Below are 25,438 nucleotides of genomic sequence, written 5' to 3'. Positions count from 1 at the left end.
GTTCCCCGCGCCCCTAAAAGACGAAAAGCCAGGGGCGCAGCCCCGCTTTTCAGGGGCGCGGGGAACTGCGCGCTCAGCCCGGACGAACCCGCAGCCGACGCACAACACGAACCCCCACCCACCCAGGGGCGCGGGGAACTGCGCGACCAGCCCCCACCGGGCCCGCGCATACGAACGACCCGCGGGAGCTACGGCAACATAGGAAAGCTTCCCGTGTTCGTCGGGGCATGTTCCGGCAGCCACAGCACAGCCACCGCCCCCTCCACCGGCCCCGAGCCCACACCGAGCCCCACGTTGCGGAACGTCAGCCGCGCCCCGAGGACCCGTGCCTGCCCCGCCGCGATGGTGAGGCCGAGCCCGTGACCGTGCCCCGCCCGGTCACTGCTGCCGGTACGGAAGCGGCTGGGCCCCTCGGCGAGCAGATCCGCGGGGAAGCCGGGCCCGTGATCACGGACCCGGATGACCCGCCCCTCGACGGAGATCTCGATGGGCGGCTTGCCGTGCTTGGCGGCATTGGCGATGAGGTTGAAGACAACCCGCTCCAGACGACGCGGATCCGTGGTGACCAACGACTCGTGCACCACCCGCACCTCGATGTCCGGATGCGTCGAGGCGACCCGCCGGCCGATGAACTCGCCGAGGTTGATGTCCTGCAACTCGGCCCGCTCGGACGCCCCGTCGAGCCGCGCCACCTCCAGCACGTCCTCGACGAGCGTGCGCATCGCCTGGGCCCGGTCCCTGACCAGCTCGGACGGCCGCCCGGGCGGCAGCAGTTCGGCCGCGGTGAGCAGCCCGGTCACCGGCGTGCGCAACTCGTGCGCGATGTCCGCGGTGACCCGCCGCTCGGCCTCGTACCGCTGCTTCAGCGCGTCGGCCATGGCGTCCACCGCGTGCGCGAGGTCGTCGGTCTCGTCCCGTACGACACCGCCGATGGCGTCCCGCACCCGTACATCGCTCTGCCGCTGCGCGACCAGGTTCGCGGCGCTCGCCGCCTTGCGGAGGCGGCCCGAGAGCTGGCCGCCGACCAGCACACCGAGGGCGCAGCCGCCGAAGATGACCGCGATCGAACCGATGAGCAGGGCCTGGTCGAGGTCCGCCATGACGTTGGCGCTGCGGTCCGTGAAACGGGTGTGCAACGACAGGGTCCGGCCGTCCCGCATCGGCATGGCCGCCCAGATGTCGGGCGCCCCGTCGTCGTTGTCCTGCACGAAGGTGGCCCGCCGCCCGGCCTTGACCTTGCGCAGCAGCTCCTGAGGGATGTCCGGATCGTCCACCCTGGTGCCCAGCCGGGCCGCCCCGCTGGAGGTGTCGTAGTACCGCGCCGCGATCTGCAGCCGCTCGTCCTGCACATCGCGGGCGTTGTCCAGCATGGTGACCCATGCGGCGTTGTGCACGACAATGCTGAGCACCAGCGCCACCAGCGCGCTGACCAGCGCGATCGCCGCACTCAGCTTCCAGCGCAGCCCGATCCGCAGCCCTCTGGGCGGCACCGGGAGCCTCATCCCTTGAGCTTGTAGCCGAAGCCGCGGACCGTCTCGATCCGGTCCTGGCCGACCTTCGTACGCAGCCGCTGCACATGGACGTCGACGACGCGGGTGTCGCCGCCCCAGCCGTAGTCCCACACCCGCTCCAGGAGCTTGTCGCGCGACAGGACCGTGCCCGGCGCCGACGAGAACTCCAGGAGCAGCCGCATCTCGGTGGGCGTCAGCGCCACCGGCGTACCGCCCCTGCGCACCTCCATGCCCACGGTGTCGATCTCCAGCTCGCCGTCACCGTCACCGAAGGACAGCACGCCACCGGCGGGTACCGACGAGCCGCCCTCGGATTCGCCGGCGGACCGCGGCCCGCTCGCGTGCCCGAAGCGCCGCAGCACGGCACGGATCCGCGCGACGAGCACGGCACCGTCGAAGGGCTTCGTCACATAGTCGTCGGCGCCCGCCTCCAGGCCCAGGACGACGTCGATCGAGTCGGCGCGGGCCGACAGCATGATCACGGGCACGGTCGACTCGTCCCGGATCCGGCGGCACAGCGACACACCGTCGAGCCCCGGCACCATCACGTCGAGGAGCGCGATGTCGGGCCGGTCGGCGCGGAACGCCTCAAGACCCGACAGTCCGTCGGGCATCGCGGTCACCACGAAGCCGTCGCGCTCCAGCGCGAGTTGGGTGGCCTCGCGGATGACGTCGTCGTCCTCGACGAACAGGACGTGGGTCTGCTCTGCCATCCGGTGCTCTCAGTTTCTCGGTCGGTCGGGTCGGCTGCGGAGGTGGCCGGTCTAGTTCTCGGTCGGGGCCGGCGTCTCGCCGCCCACCACCTTGCTGTAGTCGTTCGTCGTCCGGGCCCGCTCCGCGAAGCGGTTCGCCGTCCAGCGGTACGTGATGACCTGCTCGCCGGACGGATACTCCAGCGAATCGCCCTTCCCGTACACCTGCTGGGTGACCACCAGATCGCCCCGGTCGATCTCCGCGTAGACCGGAGGCTCCTCGGCCCGGAAGACATTCTTGTACGCGTCACCGTCCTCGCGATACACGTACGAGCCGACGCCCACCGCGTCACCGCAGGTCATCACGTTGACCAGGACGTCGTCCGCGGTCCCGCCGGTGAGGTTTCCGTACGACACGTCGACCGGGTACTCGTCGCCGAAGCAGGGCTTCAGATCGCGCTTGACCGCCGCGCTGACACCCGGGTCGGCCCGGACGAGTCTGATCGCGTCCGCGCGTTCCCTGGTCGGGGAGGCGGAGGGGGTGCCGGCCTCCACGGCGCCCGCGGACACCGAGTCGGCGGCGGGGCCCTCGTCCCGGGCGCCGGTGCCGCCCGTGCCGCAGGCGGACACCAAAAGGCCGAGGGCGGCGAGCACGGCCACCGCCGCGATCACCGCCTTCAAGGGCCCGCCGGGCCGTGGAACCGTAGTGCCTACGCCGCGCAACGCTCCCGCTCCTCACGCTTCGGCACACCCGCGCCGAACCCGTCGTGTTCGTCGGACGCCCGGCGCTCCAGCTCCTCGCGGAGCCGGGCGAGCGCCCGGTGCAGTGTGCTCTTGACCGTGCCGGCCGACATGCCGAGGGCGGCGGCGGTCTCCTCCGTGGACATCTGCTCCCAGTGTCGCAGCACGACGACACTGCGCTGCTTCGGAGCGAGCACCTTCATGATGTCCATCAGGAGCGCGCGGTCGGCGTGCTGCTCGGTGGAGTCGTCCACGCTCGCGTCCGGCAGCTGCTCGGTGGGGACCTCCTCCAGCTTGCGGGCCCGCCACCACTCCGTACGTGTGTTGATCATGACGCGGCGCAGATAGGCGTCGGCGAGACGCTTGTCGGCGATACCGTCCCAGCGGCCGTACGTGCGGACCAGCGCGGTCTGCAGGAGGTCCTGGGCGTCGACGGGGTCGGGGACCAGGCGGCGTGCGCTGCGCAGCAGCGCGTCCTGCCGGGTGCGTACGTACTCTTCGAACTCGAGCACCTCGCCATGCGCCATTCCAACCGCCTCCGTCCCCGTTTCCGACCTGTGTGCTGCCGGTTGTCCGTTGCCTGCCGTACCGCTGGTCCGCGGTACGGCACTGAAGCTACGGAGCGGTTGTCACGGGGCTGTCCGAACGAGCCTGCGGGAAGCGCTCGGCTGTCCGTCGGTTGTGTAACGGAAGTAGGGGATGGGTAAAGCGAGGTGACGACTAGGGTGGGTATGTGTCGTTTTGCCCACCGGGAGTTGTCAAGACGAACTGTCACTGACCCCGGTGGAACCTGTGAGTCAGCTCAGCGGGAGCCGGTACAGACCGCCCGCGAGGGGCTCGACGAGTCCGTCGGCGACCAGCCCGTCCAGGGCCCGGGCGCGCTGGACCGGCTCGTCCCACACCCGGTCCAGGGCCGACTGCGGTACCGGCGAGACCGCCTCGCGCAGCACGGCGAGCAGCCGGCCGCGCACCTGCCGGTCCGTGCCCGCGTACGTCTGCCCGCGTCGCGGCGGGCCCTCGTGCGCGGGCTTGCCGCCCAGCCGCCAGGCGCACCGGGCCGCGATCGGGCACCGCACACAACTCTCGTTCTTCGCCGTGCAGACGAGCGCGCCGAGCTCCATGGACGCCGCGGCCCAGAGCGAGGCCGTGCGCTCGTCGTCGGGCAACAGGGCGCGGGCGAGCTTGCGTTCGGCGGCGGTCGTGGCGTTCGGCGGGTACTGGACACCGGTGACGGCCCGCGCGAACACGCGCCGCACGTTCGTGTCGAGCACGGCGTGCCGCTGCCCGTACGCGAAGGAGGCCACCGCGGCCGCCGTGTACTCGCCGATGCCGGGCAGCGCGAGCAACTGGGCGTGCTCCGTGGGTACGTCGCCGCCGTGGCGCTCCGTTATGGCGACCGCGGCGCCGTGCAGCCGCAGCGCGCGGCGCGGGTAGCCGAGGCGGCCCCAGGCGCGGACGGCCTCGCCCGGCGCGTCCTCGGCGAGGTCGGCGGGGCGCGGCCAGCGGGCGAGCCACTGCTCGTACACCGGCAGCACCCGGCTGACCGGCGTCTGCTGCAGCATGAACTCGCTGACCATCACTCCCCACGGTCCCGCGTCGGCCCGCCGCCATGGCAGGTCGCGCGCGTTGTCCTCGAACCAGTCGATGACAGGGGCGTGCAGGTCGTCGCCGACGGTTTCTTGCGCGTCGGCCTGGGCGTGGGATGTGGGTTTCGTGGGCGCAGTCATGGCAGGTCCGATCCTCCCATGCGGGGGCGTCTCCGACGGTTTGGCGGGGCTTGCGTTGTGTGTCGGCTGCGGGCCCGGTGGGGGCTGGTCGCGCAGTTCCCCGCGCCCCTTACGGGACACGCTTCCGGGATGATGATCTGTAAAAGATGATGGTCTGGCGGCGGGTGGGGACGGTGAACTCCCGGATCTCTCGTACAGTTTGCGCCGTGGGATCTATGCGCAATCCGGTCGGGCCGCTTCCCTCCTCCATCTACTGGCGACGGAGGGCCGTTCTCGTGTCCGTGGTCGCGGTGTTGGCGCTGCTGGTCACGTGGGTGGTGACCTCGGGCGGAGGCGGTGGCGGCGGCAAGAACGACGCCGACGGGTCCAACGACAAGAACCCCACCGCCGCGATCACCCCGGGCCCCTCCGGCTCCGACCCCGCGATCAGCCAAGCCCCGGGCGGACGCGACGAGTCGGGCGACGAAGGCGACGGCGACTCGGCGGGCTCAGGGGATTCGGACGGTTCGACCTCAGGAGGATCCGCGGGATCCGGGGGGTCCGGGGGATCCGCCTCGGGCGGTGGCGGCGTGGACGACGGCGCGGGCGGCGGAGGCTCGGGCGACACGCTCCCGGCCGGTTCCAGCCTGCCCAACTGCACGACCGGTGCCGTGAAGTTGACCCTTCGCAGCGTCAACAACGCGTACGCGCCTGGTGAGAAGCCCACCTTCGAACTGATCGCCAGGAACTCCTCCGGCAGCGACTGCAAGCTCGATCTCGGCCCGAAGAGCGCGGTCCTGACCATCACCCAGGCCGACAGCGACGACGAGATCTGGTCCTCGGCCGACTGCCCGGCCGGCGCGGCCTCGATCCTCTTCCGCATCCCGGCCAACGACCGCGTAACCCACACCATCCAGTGGAACCGCAAGTCCAGCGCCCCCGAGTGCGCCACCCCACCAGCCATCCCGGCAACCCCCGGCACCTACTTGGTAGAAGCCAAGGCCCCAGGCTTCACAAAAACCCAGACGTCATTCGTCCTGAAGAAGGACTAGCGCCCCGTAAGGGGCGCGGGGAACGGCGCAATCTTTTAGGGGCGCGGGGAACTGCGCGCTCAGCCCCGGGCGGCCCGCAGCCAACGCACAACCCGAACCCCACCCACCCAGGGGCGCGGGGAACGGCGCAATCTTTCAGGGGTGCGAGGAACGGCGTGCTCAGCCCAGTCATTTAGGGGCGCGGGGAACTGCGCGACCAGCCCCCACCAACCCGCACCCAACCACAACGCACCCAACCACAACGCACCCCGCCAAACCGCCGGACGGCTACACGTACCGCTCAAGAATCGAAGACTCAGCCAACCGAGAAAGCCCCTCCCGCACACTACGAGCCCGAGCCTCCCCCACCCCATCCACGGTCTGCAGATCATCCACGCTCGCAGCAAGCAGCTTCTGCAGCCCACCGAAGTGCTCGACAAGCCGGTCAATAATGGCCCCCGGCAACCGCGGCACCTTCGCCAGCAACCGGAACCCGCGGGGCGAAACCGCGGAGTCGAGCGCCTCGGGCGACCCCGTGTACCCCAACGCCCGAGCCACGGTAGGCAGTTCGAGAAGCTCCGCATGCGTGAGCGCGTCGAGCTCGAACAACGCCTCGTCCACGGTCCGAGACCGCTTGGCCGTCGGCTCGGGCACATAGTCCCGCACGACAAGCTCCCGCTCGGGCTCGACCCCGGCGATCAACTCGTCCAGCTGAAGCGCGAGCAACCGCCCGTCCGTGCCCAACTCGACCACGTACTCGGCGATCTCGGTCGCGATCCGGCGCACCATCTCCAGCCGCTGGGCCACCGCCGAGACGTCCCGGACGGTGACAAGGTCCTCGATCTCGAGGGCCGACAACGTGCCGGCGACCTCGTCGAGACGGAGTTTGTACCGCTCCAGCGTGGCCAGCGCCTGGTTCGCGCGGGAGAGGATCGCGGCCGAGTCCTCCAGGACCCGCCGCTGCCCGTCCACGTACAGCGCGATCAGCCGCATGGACTGGGAGACGGAGACGACGGGGAAGCCGACCTGCTTGCTCACCCGGTCCGCCGTGCGGTGACGGGTGCCGGTCTCCTCCGTGGGGATGGTGGGGTCGGGCACGAGCTGCACACCGGCCCGCAGGATCTTGGTGATGTCCTTGTCGACGATGATGCCGCCGTCGAGCTTGCACAGCTCCCGCAGCCGGGTCGCCGTGAACTCGACGTCCAGCACGAAACCGCCGCTGCACATCGCCTCGACGGTCTTGTCCCAGCCGAGCACGATGAGCCCGCCGGTGTTGCCGCGGAGAATGCGCTCCAGGCCGTCACGCAGCCCGGTACCGGGTGCCACGGCGCTGAGTGAGGTGCGCATCAGGCCATCGGCACCGGAACTCCCGGCGGACTTGCCGGGAACTGCTGCCCGGTCGTTGGCTGCCACTGCACTCCTCCGGTCGCAGGTGTCTGGGGGCGCCCTGAGTTCGTACGGACGGGCGAGACCTGGGCAAAGTCTACCGGCGCTCTTCCTCGTCCCGTGGGGCCTCTCGCCGACGCGACCTCGGGAGGACCCTCAGCGCGTCCCCCATGTCGCCGACTTCCAGGACCTTCATGCCGGCGGGGATCTTCCCCGGATCGCTCGGAACAAGGGCGTGCGTGAAACCCAGACGATGGGCTTCGGCGAGTCTGCGCTGGACGCCCGTGACCCGTCTGACCTCGCCCGCGAGCCCCACTTCGCCGATCGCGACGAGGTTCTTGGGCAGCGGGGTGTCGCTCGCGGCACTCGCCAGCGCGAGCGCGATCGCGAGGTCCGCGGCGGGCTCGGTGAGCTTCACACCGCCGACCGTCGCGGTGTAGATGTCCCGCTTCCCGATGGCACTGATCCGGCCGCGCTGCTCCAGGACGGCGAGCATCATCTGGACCCGGGAGGTCTCCAGACCGGAGGTCGTACGCCTCGGGGTGGGGATCTGGGTGTCCACGGTGAGCGCCTGGACCTCGGCCACCAGGGGGCGGCGGCCTTCCAGGGTGACGGTCAGACAGGTGCCGGGGACGGGCTCGGCACGCCGGGTCAGGAACAGGCCGCTCGGGTCGGTCAGGCCCGTGATGCCCTCGTCGTGCAGCTCGAAGCAGCCGACCTCGTCCGTCGTCCCGTAACGGTTCTTGACGCCTCGTACGAGCCTCAGGCGCGCGTGCCGGTCGCCCTCGAAGCTCAGGACGACGTCCACGAGGTGCTCCAGGAGTCGCGGTCCCGCGATGGCGCCGTCCTTGGTGACATGGCCCACAAGCAGGGTGGCCATGCCGCGCTCCTTGGAGGCGCGAATCAGGGCCCCGGCCACCTCGCGGACCTGGGACATGCCTCCGGGGGCGCCGTCGATCTCCGGAGAGGCCACCGTCTGCACGGAGTCGACGATGAGCAGGGACGGCTTCACCGCGTCCAAGTGGCCGAGGACCGCGGCCAGATCCGTCTCCGCCGCCAGAAACAGGTGGTCGTCGATCGCCTTGATGCGGTCGGCGCGCAGCCGGACCTGGCTCGCCGACTCCTCGCCCGTGATGTAGAGCGTGCGGTGTTCGTCACTCGCGGCCTTCGCCGCCACGTCCAGCAGCAGCGTGGACTTGCCGACGCCCGGCTCGCCCGCCACGAGCACGACCGCGCCCGGTACGAGCCCGCCGCCGAGCACCCGGTCCAGCTCGGGCACGCCGGTCGAGCGGGCGGTCGCCTGCCGGCCGTCGACCTGGCCGATGGGCAGCGCGGACGTGGTGACCCGGCCGGGGGCCGTCGTACGCACCGCGGGCGCGCCGTACTCGTCGATCGTCCCCCAGGCCTGGCATTCGGGGCAGCGGCCGAGCCACTTGGCCGCCTGCCAGCCGCACTCGGTGCAGCGGTAGGACGGCCGGTCCTTCGCGGTCTTCGTACGGGCAGCCATGACACGAACCGTAACCGCCCCCACTGACAGCGCGATGCCGGTCCGTTCCGCGCCCCATGCCGATAACCGGGCACCCTTCACAAACCGGCCACGGCTCGTCAGGAACACGCCATGGAATTCCGGGTTCCTGTCCCCTTATGAGGGATCGTTTCACCCGTACGGATTAAATGTGCGCAAGCAGGAAGAAGGGGCCACCGCCCGGCCCCTACGGTCGCACGGGTGATGAGCCGCAGTCCCGAGACCTCGACCCGCACCACCAGCGCACACCGGGCGCACCGCGAGGCGCGCGACCGGGCGGCGGCGCGCACGCTGGCGCAGTGCCCGCCTCCGCGCTACGAGCCGTACCTGGACGGTCTGTTCACCTATTGCCTGTCCGTGCTGTGCGACCACGACACCGCGACCGCCGCCCTCGGAGACGTTCTCGCGCTCGCCGAGCGCCGCGGCCAGCGCGGCCCGGAGGCACCCGACGACCGCAGGGCCTGGCTGTACGCCCTCGCCCGCTGGTCGTGCCTGCGCAAGCTCGCCGAGGCCAAGCAGAAACGTCATGGCGCCCATGCGCTGGGACGTTCCGAGGCCGCACACGCCCCCGGCCGCCCCCAGGGTGCGTACGCCGGACTCCACCGAGCCGCGGTCGCGGCCGCGGACCGCCCCGGCGACCGCGCACCCGATCGGACCTTGAGCCGGGCGGCCGACCGGACCACCGACCCGACGACCGACCCGACCACCGACCTTCTCGCCGCCGCGGAGGAGGACCGGCGCCGTCGGGAACTCGCCCTGCTGGCCTGGCCGGAGGCCGCCGGTACGACGCCCGAGCAGCGGGAGGCGCTCGAACTGGCCGTACGGCACCAGCTCGCCGCGCACGAGGTCGCCGCCGTCCTCGGCATGGACCTGGCCGCCGCCCGCGAACTCCTCGCGACGGCCGCCTGCGAGGTCGAGCGCACGCGCGCGGCCCTCGCCGTCGTGGAGACCGGCACCTGTCCGGGAGTCACCCGGCTCACCGGCGACAACCACCTCGTCCTCAGCACGGCCCTGCGCCGCGAACTGGTCCGGCATGTGGACGACTGCCCGCGCTGCCGTCGTACCGCCGAGCGCGCGGTCCCCGGCACCTGGCCCGGCACCAGCGTCACGCCCGCCGCGCTGCCCGTACTCGAAGCCCCGCGTGCGGCCCTCCACAGGGCGATGACGCACGTCCCACGCGCGCGGGGCGGCGGCCCGCGCTTCGACCGGCGCGGTTTCCCGATGGACCCCAAGGACCGCGCGGCCCGTCGGGACCGCCTCCGCGCGCGTGCCGTCACCACCACCGTCGTCGCCACCGTCGTGGCGGCCCCGGTACTCGCCCTGTGGGCGGCCTACCGGGGCGCACCCCTCACCGGCGAGGGAGCGGACGGCCGCCCGGTCACCGCGAACGAGGCGCACGGCCCCGACGGACTCGGCGGCGAGGCACCCGGCTACGAGAACGCCGGCAACGCCAGCACCAGGCCCGACCCCCGCTTCACCCCGGGCAGCGACTCGCCCGACGTCTCCGTGGAAGTCATCGGCGTGGCCTCGGGTCAACAGAAAACCGGCCTCTCCGTAGAGGCCGGTTCCAGCGGCGACACGACGTTGATCACCCTCACGGCGACCGGGGGTGCACCGGTCCACTGGTCCGCGCACACCGGAGCGTCCTGGCTCTACCTCAGCCAGTCGTCCGGAACGCTGGAGCCCGGCGAGTCCTTGACGATCAAGGTGTACGTCGATCACCTGCGCGAGCCGATCGGGCCCTGGAGCGCGAGCGTGTCGGTCGCCCCCGCGGGCGCGGTGGTCACGATCGACGGCTACGGGACGGCGGGCCCGAGCCCGACGCATCCCGGGCCCCGCCCGGACCCGCCCGCGCCGACACCGACCCATCCCGGTCCGACCGGGCCGGGGCCCGACCCGGAGCCCACGCCCAGTGATCCGCCGCCGTCCAGCCCCGATCCCGAGCCCACGCCCAGTGATACGGCTCCGTCGGACCCGGAGCCGGAACCCCCGCCGGAGTCCTCCGGAGGTTCTACGCCGTCGACCAGTGGTACTCCGAGTGACAGTGGCGACCCGAGTCCGTCGGAGGGTTGAACGCTTCCGCGGGTGGGGTTGTCGTCCGCGGGTCGTGGTGGGCTGGTCGCGCAGTTCCCCGCGCCCCTTACGGGGCGCTGCCCCTCACGGGCCGGTCGACCGGGTCCGCCGGGTGCGGGGCCAACAACGGCAGCTGGGACGCCAGGCGCTCCTCGCACAGCTCGGCCAGGCGGTCGTAGCCGGACTTGCCCATCAGTTCGATCAGTTCCGGCCGGTACGAGACGTAGACCGGGTCGCCCGCGCCGTGCGCCGAGGTCGCCGATGTGCACCACCAGTGCAGGTCGTGGCCGCCCGGGCCCCAGCCGCGGCGGTCGTACTCGCCGATCGAGACCTGGAGCACCCGGGTGTCGTCGGGTCGGTCGATCCACTCGTACGTACGCCGGACCGGCAGCTGCCAGCAGACGTCCGGCTTGGTCTCCAGGGGCTCGCGGCCCTCCTTGACGGCCAGGATGTGCAGCGAGCAGCCCGCGCCGCCCGCGAAGCCCGGCCGGTTCTGGAAGATGCACGAGCCCTGGTACGGCCGGGTCTGCCGTTCGCCGTCCTCGTCCTTCGAGACCCAGCCGGTCTCCGTCCCCACCTCGTGGTTCTGCCACATTTCCGGCGTGAGCCTCGCCACATGACCGGCGACGCGCTTCTCGTCGTCCTTGTCCGAGAAGTGGGCGCCCAGCGTGCAGCACCCGTCGTCCGCGCGGCCCGCCTGGATCCCCTGGCAGCCGCTTCCGAAGATGCAGTTCCAGCGAGAGGTCAGCCATGTCAGATCGCAGCGGAAGATCTGCTCGTCGTCGGCCGGATCCGGGAACTCCACCCACGCACGCGCGAAGTCGAGCCCCTTCTCGTCATCCTGCTTCGGGACGGCCGGGGCCTTCTTGGACTTGGACGCCCCCTTGGCGGACTTGGCGGACGTTGCCGACTTGTCGGCCTTTGCCTTTTTCGTCTTTGGCACGAGACCAGGGTAAGTGGCCAGGAACCCATCCGGGGACTTCCGGCCGTTCCGCGCGCAGTAGCGTTCCGTACATGAGACTCGGTGTCCTCGACGTGGGTTCGAACACGGTGCATCTGCTGGTGGTGGATGCACACCCCGGCGCGCGCCCGCTGCCCGCGCATTCGCACAAGGCGGAGCTGCGGCTCGCCCAACTCCTCGACGCGAGCGGCGCGATCGATTCCGAAGGGGTCGACAAACTGATCGCGGTCGTCCAGGAGGCGCTGGAGGCCGCCGAGGACAAGGGCGTCGAGGACCTGCTGCCGTTCGCGACCTCCGCGGTGCGCGAGGCCAGCAACGCCGACGACGTACTGGCCCGGGTGCGCGCCGAGACCGGCGTCGAGCTCCAGGTCCTCACCGGGGCCGAGGAGGCGCGGCTCACATTCCTGGCGGCCCGCCGCTGGTTCGGCTGGTCGGCGGGGAAGCTGCTCGTCCTCGACATCGGCGGCGGCTCCCTGGAGATCGCGTACGGCATCGACGAGGAGCCGGACGCGGCGGCCTCGCTGCCGCTGGGCGCGGGCCGGCTGACCGCGGGCTGGCTGCCGAACGACCCCGCGGACCCGGCGGACATCAGGGCTCTGCGCCGCCATGTGCGGGCCCAGATCGCCCGTACGGTCGGGGAATTCAGCCGCTTCGGCGCCCCCGACCACGTGGTCGCGACCTCCAAGACCTTCCGGCAGCTGGCCCGTATCGCGGGGGCCGCCCGCTCGGCCGACGGCCTGTACGTCCAGCGCGAGCTCAAGCGCCGCTCCCTGGAGGACTGGGTCCCGCGCCTCGCCGCCATGACCACCGCCGAACGCGCCGAACTCCCCGGCGTCTCCGACGGCCGCGCCAACCAACTCCTCGCCGGCGCCGTCGTCGCCGCCGGCGCCATGGACCTCTTCGGCGTAGAAACCCTGGAAATCTGCCCCTGGGCCCTAAGAGAGGGCGTAATCCTCCGAACCCTGGACCAGATGACCACCCCATAGCCGGCCGCACGCGCCCCGCCCCTTGGGGGCGCGGGGAACGGCGCAGTCTTTCGGGAGCGCGAGGAGCGCGGGACCTTCCAGGGGCGCGGGGACGGGCGCATCTTCTAGGGGTGCGGGGAACGGCGTAGTCGTTTAGGGAGCGCGACGAGCAGCGCCACCTTCCAGGGGTGCGGGACGGGCGCATCTTTTAGGGGCGCGAGGAACTGCGCGAGCAACCCAACCCGACCGCCACACGACACACGACCTCAGCCCACCCCCCAGGGGCGCGGGGAACTGCGCGACAAGCCACACCCAACCCGCACCCACCCACAACCGAATCCCCCAACGGCGACCAGTCCCCGCGAGCAGCCACCGCGACTCGTCGCAGCGACAGTCACCCCCCAGCCAAAGCCCCCCACCCGAACACAACCACCAGACCCACCCCGTAACCTGTCCCCGTGGCAGAACCAGTCGTGCGCATCCCGGATGCGAAGGTCGCACTGTCCACGGCCTCCGTATACCCGGAGTCGACGGCAACGGCCTTCGAGATCGCCGCACGCCTCGGCTACGACGGCGTAGAGGTCATGGTCTGGACCGACCCGGTCAGCCAGGACATCGAGGCCCTCCGCCGCCTCAGCGACTACCACCAGGTCCCGATCCTCGCGATCCACGCCCCCTGCCTGCTCATCACCCAGCGCGTCTGGTCCACCGACCCGTGGATCAAACTCCAGCGAGCCCAGGCGGCAGCCGAGAAACTCGGCGCGAGCACGGTCGTCGTACACCCCCCCTTCCGCTGGCAGCGCCAGTACGCACGCGACTTCGTCACCGGCATCTGGCAGATGGCGAACGAGACGGACGTACGGTTCGCCGTCGAAAACATGTACCCCTGGCGCTACCGGGACCGCGAGATGCTCGCCTACGCCCCCGACTGGGACGTCACGAAGGACGACTACCGCCACTTCACGATCGATCTCAGCCACACGGCGACCGCCCGCACGGACGCGCTCCAGATGATCGACCGCATGAGCGACCGCCTCGGCCACGTCCACCTCGCCGACGGCAACGGCTCCAACAAGGACGAACACCTCGTCCCCGGCCGCGGCACACAGCCGTGCGCCGAGCTACTGGAACGCCTAGCCCTGTCCGGCTTCGACGGCCACGTGGTCATCGAGGTCAACACCCGCCGGGCCATGTCCAGCGCCGAACGTGAGGCCGACCTGGCGGAGGCCCTCGCCTTCACCCGGCTCCACCTGGCCTCGGCCGTACGGGTCCCGCGCTCGTGACCAGCGCCGCCCCGCGCCGCCGCGGACGCCCCTCCCACGCGGACTCCGCGGACACCCCCGCCGCCCGCGACCGCATCCTGGCGGCGGCCCGCGAGGAGTTCTCCGAGCGGGGCTACGAGAAGACGTCCGTACGCGGCATCGCCAAGGCCGCCGGCGTGGACTCGGCGCTCGTGCACCACTACTTCGGCACCAAGGAGCAGGTCTTCGAGGCGTCCATCGAGGTCGCCTTCGGGCCCCTCATGAGCGCCCCGGGCTCGATCGCGGAAGGCCCCCTCGACGGCGTCGGCGAGCGGCTGGCCCGCTTCTTCTTCGGGGTCTGGGAGAACCCGGCCACCCGCAAGGCGCTGCTCGCGATCATCCGCTCAGCCGTGAACAACGAGGCCGCGGCCTCCGTCTTCCGCCGCCTCATCTCGGCCCAGCTGCTGCGCCGCGTCGCCGCCCAGCTGGACACACCGGACGCCGAACTGCGCGCCGAACTCGCGGCGGCCCAGCTCGTGGGCATCGCGATGCTGCGGTACGTGATCAAGGTCGAACCCCTGGCCTCGGCGAACCCGGAGCAGATCATCGAGAGGGTCGCCCCCGTGATCCAGGCCCACCTGACCGCGCCCCGCCCTTAGGGACCCGCCCCCGAAAAAACCGAGACGCCCATCCCGTATTCCGGACACCGCGTCGGCAAGCGGAACGACCGGCGTACGCTCGACGTGAGTCATTACTCTCCGAAGGAGCGAGCGACGATGCCCGAGCTGAGGTCCCGCACAGTCACCCACGGCCGCAACATGGCGGGCGCACGCGCCCTGATGCGCGCCTCCGGTGTACCGGGCGCGGACATCGGCCGCAAGCCGATCATCGCGGTGGCCAACAGCTTCACCGAGTTCGTGCCCGGCCACACCCACCTCCAGCCGGTCGGCCGGATCGTGAGCGAGGCCATCACGGCCGCGGGCGGCATCCCGCGCGAGTTCAACACGATCGCGGTCGACGACGGCATCGCGATGGGCCACGGAGGCATGCTCTACAGCCTGCCCTCCCGCGACCTGATCGCGGACAGCGTCGAGTACATGGTGGAGGCCCACTGCGCCGACGCCCTGATCTGCATCTCGAACTGCGACAAGATCACGCCCGGCATGCTGATGGCGGCCCTGCGCCTGAACATCCCGACGGTCTTCGTCTCCGGCGGCCCCATGGAGTCCGGCCGCGCGACCCTGGTCGACGGCACGGTCCGTACGCTCGACCTGGTCGACGCGATCTCCGACGCCGTGAACGACAAGATCTCGGACGAGGACATCCTCCGTATCGAGGAGAACGCCTGTCCGACCTGCGGCTCCTGTTCCGGCATGTTCACGGCCAACTCCATGAACTGCCTGACGGAGGCCATCGGCCTCTCGCTCCCCGGCAACGGCTCGGTCCTCGCCACGCACACCGCCCGCAAGGCGCTGTACCAGGACGCGGGGCGCACGGTGATGGACATCACCCGCCGCTACTACGAGCAGGACGACGAGACGGTCCTGCCGCGCAACATCGCCACGATCGCGGCCTTCGAGAACGCCATGGCGCTCGACATCGCCATGGGCGGTTCGACCAACACGATCCTGCACCTGCTGGCCGCCGCCCAGGAGGCGGGCGTCCCGTTCGGTCTCGACGAGATCAACGACGTCTCGCGCCGCGTGCCCTGCCTCGCCAAGGTCGCCCCGAACGTGGCCAAGGACCGGACGTACTACATGGAGGACGTGCATCGGGCCGGAGGTATCCCCGCTCTGCTCGGCGAACTGCACCGCGGCGGCCACCTGAACGAGGACGTGCACTCGGTCCACAGCCCGTCCCTCTCCGACTGGCTGAAGACCTGGGACGTCCGCGCCGGCTCCCCGTCCCCCGAGGCCCTCGAACTGTGGTACGCGGCCCCCGGAGGCGTCCGTTCCTCCGAGGCCTTCTCCCAGTCCGAGCGCTGGGAGGCCCTCGACGAGGACGCGGAGGGCGGCTGCATCCGCTCGGCGGAGCACGCGTACTCCAAGGACGGCGGACTGGCAGTTCTGAAGGGCAACCTCGCCGTCGACGGCTGTGTCGTGAAGACGGCAGGCGTGGACGAGTCGATCTGGACCTTCGAGGGCCCGGCGGTCGTCTGCGAGTCGCAGGAGGAGGCCGTCGACAAGATCCTCAAGAAGGAGATCACGCACGGCGACGTGGTCGTCATCCGCTACGAGGGCCCCAAGGGCGGCCCCGGCATGCAGGAGATGCTCTACCCGACGTCCTTCCTGAAGGGCCGCGGCCTCGGCAAGACCTGCGCCCTGATCACCGACGGCCGCTTCTCCGGCGGCACGTCCGGCCTGTCCATCGGCCACGCCTCCCCGGAGGCGGCCTCCGGCGGCACGATCGCCCTCGTCCGGGACGGCGACCGCATCCGCATCGACATCCCGAACCGCAGCATCGAGCTCCTGGTCTCCGACGAGGAGCTGGCCACCCGCCGCGAGGCCCTGGGCGGTGTCTACGCCCCGGCAGACCGCGAGCGGAAGGTCTCCGCCGCCCTTCGCGCATACGCGGCGATGGCGACCAGCGCCGACAAGGGCGCAGTCCGAGACGTCTCCAAACTCGGCTAGCCCCGCACCACCCCCACCACGTGGGCCCGCCCGGTCCTCACCACCGGGCGGGTTCGCCGTCTCCGGGCTCAGCGTTTGCGGGGCTCACTCGGCCCGGCTCGGCCCGGCTCGTCTCGGCTCAGACCGGGCCGGCCCGGCATGGCGTGGCGTGGCACCGTACGGCGTGTCGAGGGCCGCCGGGACCTACCAGCCGGCGGGCTTACGAGCGTCCACCGCGAAGACACTGCCGTCGGGCGCGCTTCCGAAGACCCGGTCGCCCACGACCACGGGCACGGGCAGCTCCGCGACGACACCATTGGTCCTGTCGCCGCTGAGCCGTGGACGGGTCTGGCCCAGGAGCTTGCCGGTACGCGCGTCGGCCGCGAGCAGCCGGCCGTCGGGGGAGGTGACGTACACATGCCGGTCGTCGGCCGTCGGCACCGAACCCCTGCTGACGGACGTCTCCAGCCGCCACCGCTGCTTGCCGGCCTCGACGTCCACCGCGACCAGCGCCCCTCCCGTGGCCAGTAAATAGACCGTCCCGTTGTGCAGGGCGGCCGTGGCAGACGGGAGCGCAAGGTCGAGAGGGATCCGCCGTACACGGCCCGAGTCGTGCGTGTAGCCGACGACGCTCACGGTCTCCTGGTACGAGTTCGCCCGGGTCATCCAGAGGGTGCCCTTCGCGGCCCCGACGGGGACGAGCGGTCCGTCGAGGCCGTGGCGCCACCGCACGTCCCCGGTCCGCAGATCCACCGCGATGACCTGCGTGCTCGTGCTGTCGGCGCCCGGTGTCGTCGCGTACGCGAGATCACCGCCGAAGTACGCGAGGGAGGGCTGGGCCCGGCCGGCCACGCGATGGCGCCACAGCCGGTCCCCGGTCCTGCCGTCGACACCGGTGACCATGCCGTCGGGCGAGCTCAGCAGAACCGTATCGCCCGCGCTCTGCTGCGTGCTGCCCTCGTCCTCCGCGATGTCCAGCGTCCAGCGGATCCTGCCCGTGTCGGGGTCGAGTGCGACGAGCTGCTTCTGGTCCGGGGTGACGGCGTGCACCAGTCCACCAGACAGGACGGGTGCGACGACGACGCCGCCTTCCGTGGCTCCGGTTTTCCGCGTCCACCGAGTTTTGCCGTTCAGCGGGTCGACGGAGGTGGCGAGCACATCGGGAGCGGCGCACCGCAGGGCCCCGTCGCCGTAGGTGCACTGAGGCATGCCGCTCTGCCCGGTGCCCACCTTCGTGACCCACGGGCGGAACGTGTCGGCGGCGGCACGGCGTTCGGTACCGGGGTCCGGGCTGCGGCCGGAGTCACCGTCGACGCCCTGCACACCGAAGAGAAGCGCACCGCCCACCGCCAGTACGGATACGACACCGGCGGCGACGGAGAGAAGGACACGGCGACGACGGGTGCGCGACGAGAGGCCCCTGGACCCGACGGACGGGTCCGGCTCGGGCCCGGGCTCGGAAGCCCCGGCTGCCGTACGCCGCTTGCCGTGCACGTGAGTCGGATCGTCCCCGGTGCGGGGCGAGGGCTCGTCCCCGGAAACGGCTTCGGCCTTGCTCTCACTCTCTGCCTCGCTCTCGGCCCCCGGCTCCGATGTGCGCTGCGCGGGGATGAACGCCTGGGTGTCGTAGAGAGAGGAGACGAGCCGCAGTTCCGCCATGAGCTCGTCGGGCGTGGGCCGTTCGTCCGGCTCCTTGGCGAGGCAGCGGCCGACGAGCGGAGCCAGATCGTCGGGGACACCGGTCAAGTCCGGCTCGTCGTGTACCACTTGATACGCGACGATGTAGGGGCTGTCGGAGTCGAAGGGCCCGCGCCCGGTGGCCGCGTGCACCAGGACCGACCCGAGGGCGAAGATGTCGGCGGCCGGGCCCACTTCGCGCGGGCGGCGGAACTGCTCGGGGGCCATGAACGGCGGAGTACCGATCAACTTGCCGGTCTCCGTGCGGAGTTCACTGTCCGATGGCCGGGAGATGCCGAAGTCGATGACCTTGGGACCGTCTTCGGCGAGCAGGACGTTGCTCGGTTTGAGATCGCGGTGCACGACGCCGGCGCGGTGGATGTCGCGCAGCCCCTCGGCGAGGCCGGCCATGACCTGACGCAGCTGCGCGGACGACAACGAGCCGTTCCGTTTCACATGCTCGGCCAGCGTCAGCCCCGGTATGAACAGGGTGGCCATCCAGGGCCGCTCGGCCTCGGGGTCGGCGTCCACGACCGGTGCGGTGAAGGCACCGCTGACCCGCCGCGCGGCCGCGACCTCCTGCCGGAACCGTCCCCTGAACTCGGGATCCTTGGCGAACTCGGCATGCACGACCTTCACCGCGAGCCGCAGCCCCGAGGTCGAGCGCGCCAGATGGACGACACCCATACCGCCCGAGCCCAGGCGTGACTCAAGGCGGTACTGCCCGGCGTATTCGGGAAGTTCCGCTTCGGCACCGGATCCGGCGCTGCGTCGTGGCGGCATGGTCCACCCCCGTGAATTACGTACGCACGCGCGACGCACGGAGCCTAGTCGATGGTTCGTACGAGACCCACGCGGCTTGCTAGCCTCCGCGTGCACAAAGAAAAGAAAGTGTTTCAAGCCAACGCGTTCGCGACGATCAAGACAGTGCGTCCGAACGCATCCAACGGGGGAGGCCCATATGGCTGTTGAAGAGATGGAGAGCGCGGAGGAGAGTACGGGCGCGAGGGCGGAGGCGACCGCCACCGCCCAGAAGCTCTACTCGATCGCACCCGGCTACACCGTGAACGTCCGCAGTGGTCCCGGCACCCAGTACCGCCTGGTCCGGACCCTGTCGGTGGGCTCCAAGGTCCCGATCTTCTGCCAGCGCCCGGGCGAGACGATCAGCGGTCCCTACGGCACGACGAACATCTGGGACAACATCAAGGTCGGGGAGTACGTCTCCGACGCCTTCGTGAACACGGGCAGCGACGGCTACGTGGCAGCGCGCTGCAGCTGACCGGGCAGGGGCGGCCCGGCTCTCAGGCACCGGCCGGGAAGCTGAGCCGCCCCCGCACCCACCCATCGGCACGCCGACGCACCCGGTCGCGCCTGGGCGCACTCCGACACTCCGCCCCTCCTCGGCTCCGCCTCCGCTGCTCCTCCGTATCGGCACTCCCGCCGCCCGGGGCGATAATCGAGCCGTGAGCGACGAAACCGGCACCCCCGCAGGCCCCCGCCCCGAACCGATCCGCTTCTTCGGAACGACCTGGGTGGACCACGACGGCGGCTACGCGGGACGCCGCGCGGCCGTGGCAGCCGGCTCGCTGGCGGCCGCCGTGGCGAGCTGCCTGATCCTCCGCTTTGCCTACGAGGGCCTGGCGATCGCGGCCGTGGGCGGCTTCGTCACCCTCCTCGTCGTCGTGATGTTCGCGATCTGCAGCGCGATCGCCTTCCGCCGCACCTGGGAGGGCTTCACCGTTCGCCCCGACCCCGACACGCAGGCATCCCTCCGCGGCCTCCTGGCCATCGGCTTCGTAGGCGCCCTCCTGGCCTACTTCTTCCGCACCCTCACCGAGGCCCCCGGCGAGAAACTCCACCGCCAGGAGTACGAGGCGGCCCGCGCCGAACACACCCGCCGAGCCTCCCGCCGAACGGGAAACCCATCCCGCAAACACCGCCGCTAGGGGTTCCGCCCAGAGTGGCTTGTCGCGCAGTTCCCCGCGCCCCTGGGGCTTTAGGGGCGCGGGGAACTGCGCAGTCTTTTGGGGGTTCGGGGGCGAAGCCCCTGAGTCAGGGACGGGAATGGGTAGGGGCGGCGGGGGCGAAAACACTGTCCCTCACCCCCACCCAAGGCCACCATGGCGGCATGACCGCCTCCCCCCGCACGCACCACCACACCCGAGCCCACTCCTTCAACGCCGCCGCAGCCCAGTACGCCGCGAACCGCCCCTCCTACCCACCCACCCTCTTCGACGCGATGGAGAACGCCGCAGGCCACCCCCTGGCAGGCGCCCGAGCCATCGACGTAGGCGCAGGCACAGGCATCGCAACCACCCTCCTGCACGCCCGCGGAGCGAACGTCGTAGCGGTCGAACCCGGCGCCGGCATGGCACGCCAGTTCCGCCGCACCCTCCCCGACATCCCCCTCGTACGCGGCGACGGCAACGCCCTCCCCTTCACCGACGCCTCCGCCGACTTCGTGACGTACGCCCAGGCCTGGCACTGGACGGAGCCCGCCCGGGCCGCCCCGGAGGCGATGCGCGTCCTGCGCCCGGGCGGCGCCCTCGCCCTCTGGTGGAACATGGACGCCCTGGACATCCCGTGGATCGCCGCCCAGGAACAACGCGTCGAGCGCTACTTCGGCGGCGACGCCGTCGGCAAGAAGGGCGGCACCTCGGCCCGCGCCGAGACCGCCTTCGCCGGCGCGATCACCGTCCCGGACATCACGCACCACCAGGTCCGCTGGACCCGCAGCGTCCCCCTCGACACACACCTCGCCAACATAGGCAGCCACTCGATCTTCCTGGTCCTCGGCGAGGAGGGCACGACATCCTTCCTCACCGAGGAGCGCGAGCACCTCCTGGAGGTGTTCCCGGACGGCATCGTCGAGGAGACCTACGACGTCGACCTACTCGTCGCACTCCGCCCCTGACCCCACCAAGCACCAGCCACCCCCGGACCCCCCCCGGGGCACCACCCCAGGGCACCGCCCACCCACCACCGAACGCCCACCCCTCACAACCCGGCTCACCACCCAGCCCCCCCGCACCGCACGAGCCCCCAACCCCGCGCCTCAGCCCAGCCACGCCTCAGCCATGCCCCAGCCGCGCCCCCGCCCAGGCTTGACGCCTCCACCCCGCAGGAGCATTATTCATCACATGATGAATTACTCGCCCGGCCCACCCACGACCCCGCAGGAGCACCCCGCGGCCCCAGCGGTCCACGCCGCCGCACTCACCGTCGTCCGAGGCACCCGCCAAGTCCTCCGCGGGCTCGACTTCGAGGTCCCGCGAGGCCAGATCACCGGCCTGCTCGGCCCCTCAGGATGCGGCAAGTCCACCCTGATGAGGTCGATCGTCGGCACCCAGGCCAAGGTCACCGGCACCCTGGACGTCCTCGGCCTCCCCGCGGGCCACGCCGCCCTCCGCTCCCGGATCGGTTACGTCACCCAAGCCCCCTCCGTCTACGACGACCTGACCGTCCGCCAGAACCTGGACTACTTCGCCGCGATCCTCGACCCCGGCCGCGCTGCTGCAGAGCGCCGCCACGAGAACGTCACCCACGCCATCGCCGACGTGGACCTCACCTCCCACGCCGACGCCCTCGCGGGCAACCTCTCCGGCGGTCAGCGCAGCCGCGTCTCCCTCGCCGTCGCCCTCCTCGGCACCCCCGAACTCCTCGTCCTGGACGAACCCACGGTCGGCCTCGACCCCGTACTCCGACGCGACCTGTGGCAGCTCTTCCACACCATCGCCGCCGACCGGGGCGCCACTCTCCTCGTCTCCTCCCACGTCATGGACGAGGCCGAGCGCTGCCACCGCCTCCTCCTGATGCGCGAGGGCGAGATCCTCGCCGACGACACCCCGGACGCCCTGCGCACCCAGACCGGCGCCGACACCGTCGAGGCCGCCTTCCTCCACCTGGTCGACGAGGCGATCGCGGCCGGCAACCAGTCCCGCAAGGAGCCCGTCCGATGAGCACCCCGACCACGACCCCGACCACCCGTACGGACACGACCACGCTCCCGAGGCAGAGCGCGATCAGCTTCTCCCGCACCACCGCCACCGCGGCCCGGGTCCTGCGCCAGCTCCGCCACGACCCGCGCTCGATCGCGCTGATGATCCTGATCCCGTGCGTGATGCTCCTGCTGCTCCGCTACGTCTTCGACGGCAGCCCGCGCACCTTCGACTCCATCGGCGCCTCACTCCTCGGCATCTTCCCCCTCATCACGATGTTCCTGGTGACCTCCATCGCCACCCTCCGCGAACGCACCTCCGGCACCCTGGAACGCCTCCTCGCCATGCCCCTCGGCAAGGCCGACCTGATCGTCGGCTACGCCCTCGCCTTCGGCGCCCTCGCCGTCATCCAGTCCGCCCTCGCCACCGGACTCGCCGTCTGGGCCCTCGGTCTCGACGTCACGGGCTCGACCTGGCTACTCCTTCTGGTGGCTCTTCTCGACGCCCTGCTCGGCACGGCCCTCGGCCTCTTCGTCTCGGCCTTCGCGTCCTCGGAGTTCCAGGCCGTCCAGTTCATGCCGGCCGTGATCTTCCCCCAGCTCCTCCTCTGCGGCCTGTTCACCCCGCGCCCCGACATGCACCCCGTACTCGAAGGCATCTCCAACGTCCTCCCCATGTCCTATGCCGTCGACGGCATGAACGAAGTCCTCAAGCACACCGACGTCACCGCCAACTTCATCCGCGACGCCCTGATCGTCGCGGCCTGCGCCCTCCTCGTCCTGAGCCTCGGCGCGGCAACCCTCCGCCGCCGCACCGCGTAACACCGAGCACCACCCCCGCCGCCCGGACGACCGCGTCCCGCCCACCGGACAACGCGGCCCGCCCCCACGCCCCCGGTGCGAGGATGGGCCTCGGACGACGCACCCCCGGAGGGCAACCGAACATGACCCAGAAAGTCGCAGTGCTCGGCACCGGCAAGATCGGCGAGGCCCTGCTCAGCGGAATGATCCGAGCCGGCTGGGCCCCCGCCGACCTCCTGGTCACGGCCCGCCGCCCCGAGCGCGCCAAGGAACTCCAGGAGCGCCACGGCGTCACCCCGGTCACCAACGCCGAGGCGGCCAAGAGCGCCGACACCCTGATCCTCACGGTCAAGCCCCAGGACATGGGCACCCTCCTCGACGAACTCGCCCCGCACGTCCCCGCCGACCGCCTGGTCATCAGCGGCGCCGCGGGCATCCCCACCTCCTTCTTCGAGGAGCGCCTCGCCCAGAACACCCCCGTCGTCCGTGTCATGACGAACACCCCCGCCCTCGTCGACGAGGCCATGTCCGTCATCTCCGCCGGCAGCCACGCCACCGCCGAGCACCTCGCCCACGCCGAGGAGATCTTCGGCGCGGTCGGCAAGACCCTCCGCGTCCCCGAGTCCCAGCAGGACGCCTGCACCGCCCTCTCCGGCTCGGGCCCGGCGTACTTCTTCTACCTGGTCGAGGCCATGACCGACGCCGGCATCCTGCTCGGCCTGCCCCGCGACAAGGCCCACGACCTGATCGTCCAGTCCGCGATCGGCGCCGCCGTGATGCTCCGCGACAGCGGCGAGCACCCCGTGAAGCTCCGCGAGAACGTCACGTCCCCCGCGGGCACCACGATCAACGCCATCCGCGAACTCGAGAACCACGGCGTACGAGCAGCCCTCATCGCAGCCCTGGAAGCCGCCCGCGACCGCAGCCGCGAACTGGCCTCCGGCAACAGCTAGGAGCCCCGGGGCCGGACCCGCCTCCGGCCCCACCGCTCCTCGTCACATCGCCGGCAGCAGCCCGATCGCCCGGTACGCCACGTCCACCCTCGGCCTTGCCATCTCCCTGGCCTTCGCCGCACCCTCCCGCAACACCCCCTCCACGTACGCAGGATCCGCGCACAACTCCTTGTGTCTCTGCTGTACGGGCCTGAGGAGCTCCACCACGGCCTCGGCGGTGTCCTTCTTCAAAGATCCGTACGACTCATATACACCGGCCAGGCCCTCCGGGTTCCCACCTTCACAGGCCGCGAGGATCTCCAGCAGATTCGAGACCCCCGGCCGGGCCTCCCGGTCGTACGCCACATCCCGCCCGCTGTCGGTCACGGCCCGCATGACCTTCTTGCGGATGACCTCGGGCTCATCGAGCAGATAGACGATCCCTGGCCCCACGTCGTCGGACTTCCCCATCTTCGACGTCGGCTCCTGCAGGTTCATGACCCGCGTCGCCACCTTCGGAAGCGTGGCCCGCGGCACCACGAACGTGTGCCCGTACCGCTGGTTGAACCGCACCGCCAGATCCCGCGCCAGCTCCACGTGCTGCGCCTGGTCGTCGCCCACCGGCACCTCGTCCGTCCCGTACGCCAGGATGTCCGCGGCCATCAGCACGGGATACGTCAGCAGCGACAGCCGCACACTCCCGCCCCGCGCCCGCTCGGCCGCGGCCTTCTCCTTGTACTGGATCATCCGCCGCATCTCGCCGTCCGTGGCCACGCACTCCAGCAGGTACGACAGTCTCGCGTGCTCATCCACATGACTCTGCGCGAAGACGGTGCACAGCTTCGGATCGAGCCCCGCGGCCAGCAGCAGCGTGGCCGCCTGCCTACTGAGCCTGCGTACCCGGCCGGGATCGTGGTCCACGGTCAGCGCGTGCAGGTCGACGATGCAGAACAGCGCGTCGGCCTCGTGCTGATCGACCGCACTCCACCGCCGCATCGCCCCCAGGTAGTTCCCCAACGTCAGATGCCCGGTCGGCTTGACCCCGCTGAAGACCCGCTTCATTCCTCTACCTCCTGGTCGAGGCCGCCACCACCGCCGGCCGGCGCTCCAGGAGGGAGAAACAAGAACGGCCGCCGAGGCGGCGGCCGTTGAGTACACGCGTATGTACGGCCGCCGTCAGGCGGCCCACCACAGTTGGGTGCACGCGTGCGTAGTCATGCCCCCGAGGGTACGCCTCCGGGGCGGCTCCAGGCGTCAAGTTGACACGTCCTGGACCCCTACGTAGTGTTCTCCGAGTTGTCCGACGTGAGCGCCGACTTCGGTTGGTCCCCGGACAGCCATTCCGCAACAAGCACACAGCGATCGACGATCCGTCGTCGGACCGTTTTCATGCGCGTTTGCGAAATGAGGAATCCGCGTTCGAAAGGACGCGACCCCGATTAGCTCGGGGGCCAGGATTCCGCTAAAGTCTCACTCGTCGGAACGGCCCAACAGCCGCGAAGACAACCCGCTCTGACCGGGAATCAGGCCCGAAAGGATCTGATAGAGTCGGAACCGCCGGAAAGGGAAACGCGAAAGCGAAAACCTGGAAAGCACCGAGGAAATCGGATCGGAAAACGGTCTGATAGAGTCGGAAACGCAAGACCGAAG

22 protein-coding genes are annotated in these 25,438 nt (G+C 70.9%); 12 read left to right on the top strand and 10 right to left on the bottom strand.

Annotated elements, in window-relative coordinates; translation table 11 throughout:
• Window positions 1-188: 188 nt before the first annotated feature.
• The 5 genes from cseC to ACFWXQ_RS48140 all read right to left on the bottom strand — a co-directional run bounded on the left by cseC (window position 189) and on the right by ACFWXQ_RS48140 (window position 4,671).
• Window positions 189-1,502 (bottom strand): two-component system sensor histidine kinase CseC, encoded by a 1,314-nt coding sequence (gene cseC / locus ACFWXQ_RS48160; RefSeq protein ID WP_383951032.1) that lies wholly within the window; start codon window positions 1,500-1,502, stop codon window positions 189-191.
• The gene (cseB, locus tag ACFWXQ_RS48155) at window positions 1,499-2,224 is read right to left on the bottom strand and encodes a two-component system response regulator CseB (RefSeq protein ID WP_383951034.1); all 726 of its coding nucleotides are present in this window, start codon (window positions 2,222-2,224) and stop codon (window positions 1,499-1,501) included. The genes cseC and cseB overlap by 4 nt, the downstream gene beginning before the upstream one ends.
• Window positions 2,225-2,275: 51 nt before the next feature.
• The gene (locus ACFWXQ_RS48150) at window positions 2,276-2,884 is read right to left on the bottom strand and encodes a hypothetical protein (protein ID WP_383951037.1); all 609 of its coding nucleotides are present in this window, start codon (window positions 2,882-2,884) and stop codon (window positions 2,276-2,278) included.
• Window positions 2,885-2,913: 29 nt separating this feature from the next.
• Window positions 2,914-3,471 carry a SigE family RNA polymerase sigma factor gene (locus ACFWXQ_RS48145; protein WP_359716749.1) on the bottom strand — a complete coding sequence of 186 codons (558 nt, stop codon included), beginning with the start codon at window positions 3,469-3,471 and terminating at the stop codon, window positions 2,914-2,916.
• 270 nt (window positions 3,472-3,741) lie between these two features.
• A complete protein-coding gene (locus tag ACFWXQ_RS48140; protein ID WP_383951040.1) occupies window positions 3,742-4,671 on the bottom strand; it encodes an A/G-specific adenine glycosylase in 930 nt (309 codons plus the stop codon).
• 206 nt (window positions 4,672-4,877) lie between these two features.
• On the opposite strand from ACFWXQ_RS48140, the gene ACFWXQ_RS48135 reads away from it, so the two are divergent.
• Complete coding sequence (locus tag ACFWXQ_RS48135) at window positions 4,878-5,702, top strand: hypothetical protein (protein ID WP_383951043.1); 825 nt, start codon at window positions 4,878-4,880, stop codon at window positions 5,700-5,702.
• Between the two features lie 267 nt (window positions 5,703-5,969).
• Here the strand turns inward: ACFWXQ_RS48135 and disA are convergent, their stop codons facing one another.
• Both disA and radA read right to left on the bottom strand, forming a co-directional pair.
• On the bottom strand, window positions 5,970-7,094 hold the full coding sequence (gene disA, locus ACFWXQ_RS48130; RefSeq protein ID WP_055618634.1) for a DNA integrity scanning diadenylate cyclase DisA: 1,125 nt from the start codon (window positions 7,092-7,094) through the stop codon (window positions 5,970-5,972).
• Window positions 7,095-7,164: 70 nt separating this feature from the next.
• Window positions 7,165-8,574, bottom strand: coding sequence for a DNA repair protein RadA (gene radA, locus ACFWXQ_RS48125; RefSeq protein ID WP_200397492.1), 1,410 nt, complete (start codon window positions 8,572-8,574; stop codon window positions 7,165-7,167).
• Window positions 8,575-8,796: 222 nt separating this feature from the next.
• Between radA and ACFWXQ_RS48120 the strand changes: the two genes are divergently transcribed.
• Window positions 8,797-10,665: a hypothetical protein gene (locus ACFWXQ_RS48120; protein ID WP_383951048.1), complete on the top strand. Its 1,869-nt coding sequence runs from the start codon at window positions 8,797-8,799 to the stop codon at window positions 10,663-10,665.
• 67 nt (window positions 10,666-10,732) lie between these two features.
• Here ACFWXQ_RS48120 and ACFWXQ_RS48115 read toward each other — a convergent pair whose 3' ends face one another.
• On the bottom strand, window positions 10,733-11,608 hold the full coding sequence (locus ACFWXQ_RS48115; RefSeq protein ID WP_383951051.1) for a hypothetical protein: 876 nt from the start codon (window positions 11,606-11,608) through the stop codon (window positions 10,733-10,735).
• Between the two features lie 71 nt (window positions 11,609-11,679).
• On the opposite strand from ACFWXQ_RS48115, the gene ACFWXQ_RS48110 reads away from it, so the two are divergent.
• The 4 genes from ACFWXQ_RS48110 to ilvD all read left to right on the top strand — a co-directional run bounded on the left by ACFWXQ_RS48110 (window position 11,680) and on the right by ilvD (window position 16,462).
• The gene (locus ACFWXQ_RS48110; RefSeq protein ID WP_383951053.1) at window positions 11,680-12,612 is read left to right on the top strand and encodes a Ppx/GppA family phosphatase; all 933 of its coding nucleotides are present in this window, start codon (window positions 11,680-11,682) and stop codon (window positions 12,610-12,612) included.
• Between the two features lie 437 nt (window positions 12,613-13,049).
• Window positions 13,050-13,874 carry a sugar phosphate isomerase/epimerase family protein gene (locus ACFWXQ_RS48105; protein WP_383951056.1) on the top strand — a complete coding sequence of 275 codons (825 nt, stop codon included), beginning with the start codon at window positions 13,050-13,052 and terminating at the stop codon, window positions 13,872-13,874.
• Complete coding sequence (locus ACFWXQ_RS48100) at window positions 13,871-14,491, top strand: TetR family transcriptional regulator (protein ID WP_383951059.1); 621 nt, start codon at window positions 13,871-13,873, stop codon at window positions 14,489-14,491. Before ACFWXQ_RS48105 ends, ACFWXQ_RS48100 begins: the two co-directional genes overlap by 4 nt.
• Before the next feature lie 117 nt (window positions 14,492-14,608).
• Window positions 14,609-16,462, top strand: a complete 1,854-nt coding sequence (gene ilvD, locus ACFWXQ_RS48095) for a dihydroxy-acid dehydratase (RefSeq protein WP_383951062.1) — start codon at window positions 14,609-14,611, stop codon at window positions 16,460-16,462.
• Between the two features lie 183 nt (window positions 16,463-16,645).
• Here ilvD and ACFWXQ_RS48090 read toward each other — a convergent pair whose 3' ends face one another.
• The gene (locus ACFWXQ_RS48090; protein WP_383951065.1) at window positions 16,646-18,901 is read right to left on the bottom strand and encodes a PQQ-binding-like beta-propeller repeat protein; all 2,256 of its coding nucleotides are present in this window, start codon (window positions 18,899-18,901) and stop codon (window positions 16,646-16,648) included.
• 178 nt (window positions 18,902-19,079) lie between these two features.
• Here ACFWXQ_RS48090 and ACFWXQ_RS48085 point away from each other — a divergent pair, with 178 nt between their 5' ends.
• The 6 genes from ACFWXQ_RS48085 (at window position 19,080) to proC (ending at window position 23,809) form a co-directional block, all read left to right on the top strand.
• A complete protein-coding gene (locus ACFWXQ_RS48085; RefSeq protein WP_383951068.1) occupies window positions 19,080-19,397 on the top strand; it encodes an SH3 domain-containing protein in 318 nt (105 codons plus the stop codon).
• A gap of 184 nt (window positions 19,398-19,581) precedes the next feature.
• Window positions 19,582-20,064, top strand: coding sequence for an EamA/RhaT family transporter (locus tag ACFWXQ_RS48080; RefSeq protein WP_383951070.1), 483 nt, complete (start codon window positions 19,582-19,584; stop codon window positions 20,062-20,064).
• 182 nt (window positions 20,065-20,246) lie between these two features.
• Window positions 20,247-21,032, top strand: coding sequence for a class I SAM-dependent methyltransferase (locus ACFWXQ_RS48075; protein WP_383956422.1), 786 nt, complete (start codon window positions 20,247-20,249; stop codon window positions 21,030-21,032).
• A 226-nt stretch (window positions 21,033-21,258) separates the two neighbouring features.
• Complete coding sequence (locus tag ACFWXQ_RS48070; protein ID WP_383956419.1) at window positions 21,259-22,077, top strand: ABC transporter ATP-binding protein; 819 nt, start codon at window positions 21,259-21,261, stop codon at window positions 22,075-22,077.
• Window positions 22,074-22,877: an ABC transporter permease gene (locus tag ACFWXQ_RS48065; protein ID WP_383956416.1), complete on the top strand. Its 804-nt coding sequence runs from the start codon at window positions 22,074-22,076 to the stop codon at window positions 22,875-22,877. The genes ACFWXQ_RS48070 and ACFWXQ_RS48065 overlap by 4 nt, the downstream gene beginning before the upstream one ends.
• A gap of 122 nt (window positions 22,878-22,999) precedes the next feature.
• The gene (gene proC / locus ACFWXQ_RS48060; RefSeq protein ID WP_143640475.1) at window positions 23,000-23,809 is read left to right on the top strand and encodes a pyrroline-5-carboxylate reductase; all 810 of its coding nucleotides are present in this window, start codon (window positions 23,000-23,002) and stop codon (window positions 23,807-23,809) included.
• A 42-nt stretch (window positions 23,810-23,851) separates the two neighbouring features.
• On the opposite strand, the gene trpS is transcribed toward proC, so the two are convergent.
• On the bottom strand, window positions 23,852-24,850 hold the full coding sequence (trpS, locus tag ACFWXQ_RS48055; RefSeq protein ID WP_383956413.1) for a tryptophan--tRNA ligase: 999 nt from the start codon (window positions 24,848-24,850) through the stop codon (window positions 23,852-23,854).
• Window positions 24,851-25,438: the final 588 nt, after the last annotated feature.

Source organism: Streptomyces sp. NPDC058697 (assembly GCF_042715345.1).
GTDB lineage: Bacteria > Actinomycetota > Actinomycetes > Streptomycetales > Streptomycetaceae > Streptomyces > Streptomyces liliifuscus.
This window is presented reverse-complemented; position numbering and strand designations above follow the sequence as displayed.